General features: G+C 65.5%; 5 protein-coding genes. 2 read left to right on the top strand and 3 right to left on the bottom strand.

What is annotated here, in order from left to right; all coding sequences use genetic code 11:
* Positions 1 to 364 precede the first annotated feature (364 nt).
* Positions 365 to 1099 (top strand): SIMPL domain-containing protein, encoded by a 735-nt coding sequence (locus tag Q0U08_RS19420; protein WP_298093415.1) that lies wholly within the window; start codon positions 365 to 367, stop codon positions 1097 to 1099.
* Positions 1100 to 1207: 108 nt separating this feature from the next.
* On the opposite strand, the gene Q0U08_RS19415 is transcribed toward Q0U08_RS19420, so the two are convergent.
* The 3 genes from Q0U08_RS19415 to Q0U08_RS19405 form a co-directional block, all read right to left on the bottom strand.
* The gene (locus Q0U08_RS19415) at positions 1208 to 1465 is read right to left on the bottom strand and encodes a GlsB/YeaQ/YmgE family stress response membrane protein (RefSeq protein WP_298093414.1); all 258 of its coding nucleotides are present in this window, start codon (positions 1463 to 1465) and stop codon (positions 1208 to 1210) included.
* Between the two features lie 181 nt (positions 1466 to 1646).
* The gene (locus Q0U08_RS19410) at positions 1647 to 1946 is read right to left on the bottom strand and encodes a DUF1153 domain-containing protein (protein WP_112382269.1); all 300 of its coding nucleotides are present in this window, start codon (positions 1944 to 1946) and stop codon (positions 1647 to 1649) included.
* A 91-nt stretch (positions 1947 to 2037) separates the two neighbouring features.
* Positions 2038 to 2265, bottom strand: a complete 228-nt coding sequence (locus tag Q0U08_RS19405) for a hypothetical protein (RefSeq protein ID WP_112382014.1) — start codon at positions 2263 to 2265, stop codon at positions 2038 to 2040.
* Positions 2266 to 2460: 195 nt separating this feature from the next.
* Between Q0U08_RS19405 and Q0U08_RS19400 the strand changes: the two genes are divergently transcribed.
* Positions 2461 to 2962 (top strand): asparagine synthase-related protein (locus Q0U08_RS19400; protein WP_298093416.1); only part of this gene is annotated, 502 nt, incomplete at its 3' end.

Genomic DNA, 2962 nt, shown 5'->3' with positions numbered 1-2962 from the left:
GGCCGCCTCGTCCTTCTTGCCGCCGAACAGGAACCACCCCGCCACCGCCAGCACCAGTATCGCCCCCACGATCCACGGCCACCGCCGCCGACGCGGCGCCTCCGGCGCCGGCAGTGCCAGCCGCTCGTCCTGCTCGATCGCCCCGGTTTCGTAGTTCATGCCCGCCATCAATCCTCGCCCGGCCCACCGGCCCCTGACAGGGCTGTGTTATCGGAATATATCACTTCGCTCAAGCCCGTGATTGTTCCTGTTTATGTCGGACGATTACGGCGCCTATGTGTCGATACGGGCCGCCTGTACGTTCAGCCCCCGTTTTGCGCACGCACGCCAAAGGGCGTGCACCGCTACCTAAGGGGAAACAGGCATGAAGACGATGTTCGCACTGGCGCTGGCCACCGTATCGCTGACCGGCGGTGCCGCGGTCGCGCAGGGCGCGCCGCAAACGGTGGAGCCGCTGGTGCCTGCCGCCGGCACGATCCTGGACGTCAGCGCAGAAGGGCGCACGACGCGGGTTCCGGATCTGGCGACGATTCGCGCAGGCGTGGTGTCGCAAGGCGCCACCGCCGCCGCCGCGCTGTCGGACAATGCCCAGCGCATGGCCCGTGTCCTCGCCGCCCTGAAGCGCGCCGGCATTGCCGAGCGCGACGTGCAGACCGCCACCGTGCAGTTGCAACCGCAATATCGCTATGGCGAGAACGTGCCGCCCGTCATCACCGGCTATCAGGCGACGAACAGCGTCGCGATCCGCTTCCGCGACGTCGCCAAGTCGGGCACCATCCTCGACACGCTGGTCGCGCAGGGCGCCAATCAGATCGAAGGGCCGAACCTCTCGATCGACAAGCCCGATGCCGCGCTGGACGAGGCACGTCAGGATGCGGTCACCCGCGCCCGTGCCAGAGCGGATCTTTATGCCAAGGCGTCGGGCCTGCGGGTCCTGCGCATCGTCTCGATCGCGGAGGGGGGCAGCGATGCCGGCGGCCCCGAACGGCCGATGGCCTATGCCGTCTCGATGCGCGCCAAGGCCGATGCACCGACCGAGATCGCGGCGGGCGAACGCGACGTCACCGTGACGCTGAACGTCCGTTTCCTGCTCGGGTAGTAGGCAAAAGAAAACCCTCTCCCCGGCGGGGAGAGGGTCAGGGGGCCGCCCAACGGCTTTGAGCCTGCGAGCCCCCTCAAGCCTTTCCGGGGAAAGGCGCTGTTCTGATTAGCGCACCCGGCCGCGACGGACCAGGTTGACGATCGCGAGCAGCACGACCGCACCCAGCAGCGACACCAGGAACGAATAGATCGACAGACCGGCATTGTTGATCGAACCGCCCGAGAAGATCAGGCCGCCGATGAAAGCGCCGACGATACCGACGACGACGTTAAGCAGAATGCCCTGCTGGGCGTCGGTGCGCATAATGATGCTGGCCAGCCAGCCAATGACGCCACCGATAATCAGCCAAAGAATAATACCCATGGTCTTCCCTCCGTTGGGCCCGCAAGCGGGTCGAGGGATAGACGTACAAACCCATATTGTTGTTCCACCCGCGTATCGTAAAGCTTGACAATCGCGGGGGAAAAGGGTCGGCGCGCTGCACAGACAAACCGCCCCTCGATCGAAGGGCGGCGCATCGCTCATCGCAACATGTTCACAGGTCTCAGTATTTTTGCTGACGCTCGTACAGGGTGCGATAATGCTGGATGCGCGTCACGCGCAGCCCCGGCATTCCCGATCGATCGATCGCGCGCTGCCATCCGGCGAATTCCTCCACCGACAGACCGTAACGCTGGCACACTTCGTCGACGGACAGCAGCCCGCCATTGACGGCCGCGACCACCTCGGCCTTGCGGCGGACGACCCAGCGCGTCGTGCTGGGCGGGGGCAGCGTATCCAGGGTCAGCGGCTCACCGAGCGGACCGATCACCTTGGCAGGGCGGATTTTCTGGTTCTCGATCATCATTTGCCCCCGAAACGCTCCGCTCTTGCCCAGGCGCGGTCGTACCAATCGAGCTTGAAGATCGGCTGAAATGCCACGGTTAACAGCGCCTTCACTCCTTCTTCCATGCCGTCAGCGCGCCTGCCATCGGCCCGTTGAACGCCCCGTCCAGCGGTGCAAACAACCGTGGATCCGCCGCCGCGCGCACAAATCCCGCCTGTCGTACCGCAGTGGGGCTCGCCGCCTGGCGCGCCGCCACGCCCACCATCAGCACCGCAAGGTCGCTTGGCAGAACCGTGAGCTCGATCTCGCGATCGAAACGAGGAAAGCTCAGGTCCAAAAAGGCGCCTCTTGCTGCCGGGGTGGAGCCGCATGGTTAGCGCCGGAGGATGAAGGCTCGGTAAAAATGCTGTAAATTTCTGACGCTAACCGTCAGGTGATTGATCGAGATTGCAAATAAGTCGCGCCCGGATCCCGCTGCCGGGCCAGCCCGGCTTTGCATGTTCACCGCGCCACGCCTATGTGCGCCATCATCATGGACGAAGCGGTGGATTTCCAGCTCGGCGGCGACGCGCGGGGCAAGCGGATCGTGGTGGCGATGTCGGGCGGCGTCGACAGTTCGGTGGTGGCCGCCCTGGCCGCGCGGACCGGGGCCGAGACGATCGGCGTGACCCTGCAACTCTACGATCATGGCGAGGCGGTGGGCCGCGCCGGGGCCTGCTGCGCGGGGCGCGACATTCGCGACGCGCGCGCGGTCTGCGACCGGCTGGGCATCGCCCATTATGTCTTCGATCACGAAACCAGCTTCCGCACCCAGGTGGTCGATCGCTTCGCGGACGAATATCTGGCGGGCCGCACCCCCATTCCTTGCGTCCAGTGCAACATGGGGCCGAAATTCACAGATCTGCTGGCTCTTGCCCGCGATCTCGGCGCCGATTGCCTGGCCACGGGGCATTATGTCCGCCGCGTGCAGGGTAATGACGGCGCCGAGCGGGAAGCGCAGGAAATCGAGCTGGGTCCGGGTGGTGGCGAACAGG

The organism is uncultured Sphingomonas sp. (assembly GCF_946477935.1).
Classification (GTDB): domain Bacteria; phylum Pseudomonadota; class Alphaproteobacteria; order Sphingomonadales; family Sphingomonadaceae; genus Sphingomonas.
This window is presented reverse-complemented; position numbering and strand designations above follow the sequence as displayed.

Bases quoted from the DNA above. Each gene is read 5' to 3' on its own strand.
- Q0U08_RS19410 (WP_112382269.1), bottom strand. From the start codon at position 1,946: ATGATCGAGAACCAGAAAATCCGCCCTGCCAAGGTGATCGGTCCGCTC.
- Q0U08_RS19420 (WP_298093415.1), top strand. From the start codon at position 365: ATGAAGACGATGTTCGCACTGGCGCTGGCCACCGTATCGCTGACCGGC.
- Q0U08_RS19415 (WP_298093414.1), bottom strand. From the start codon at position 1,465: ATGGGTATTATTCTTTGGCTGATTATCGGTGGCGTCATTGGCTGGCTG.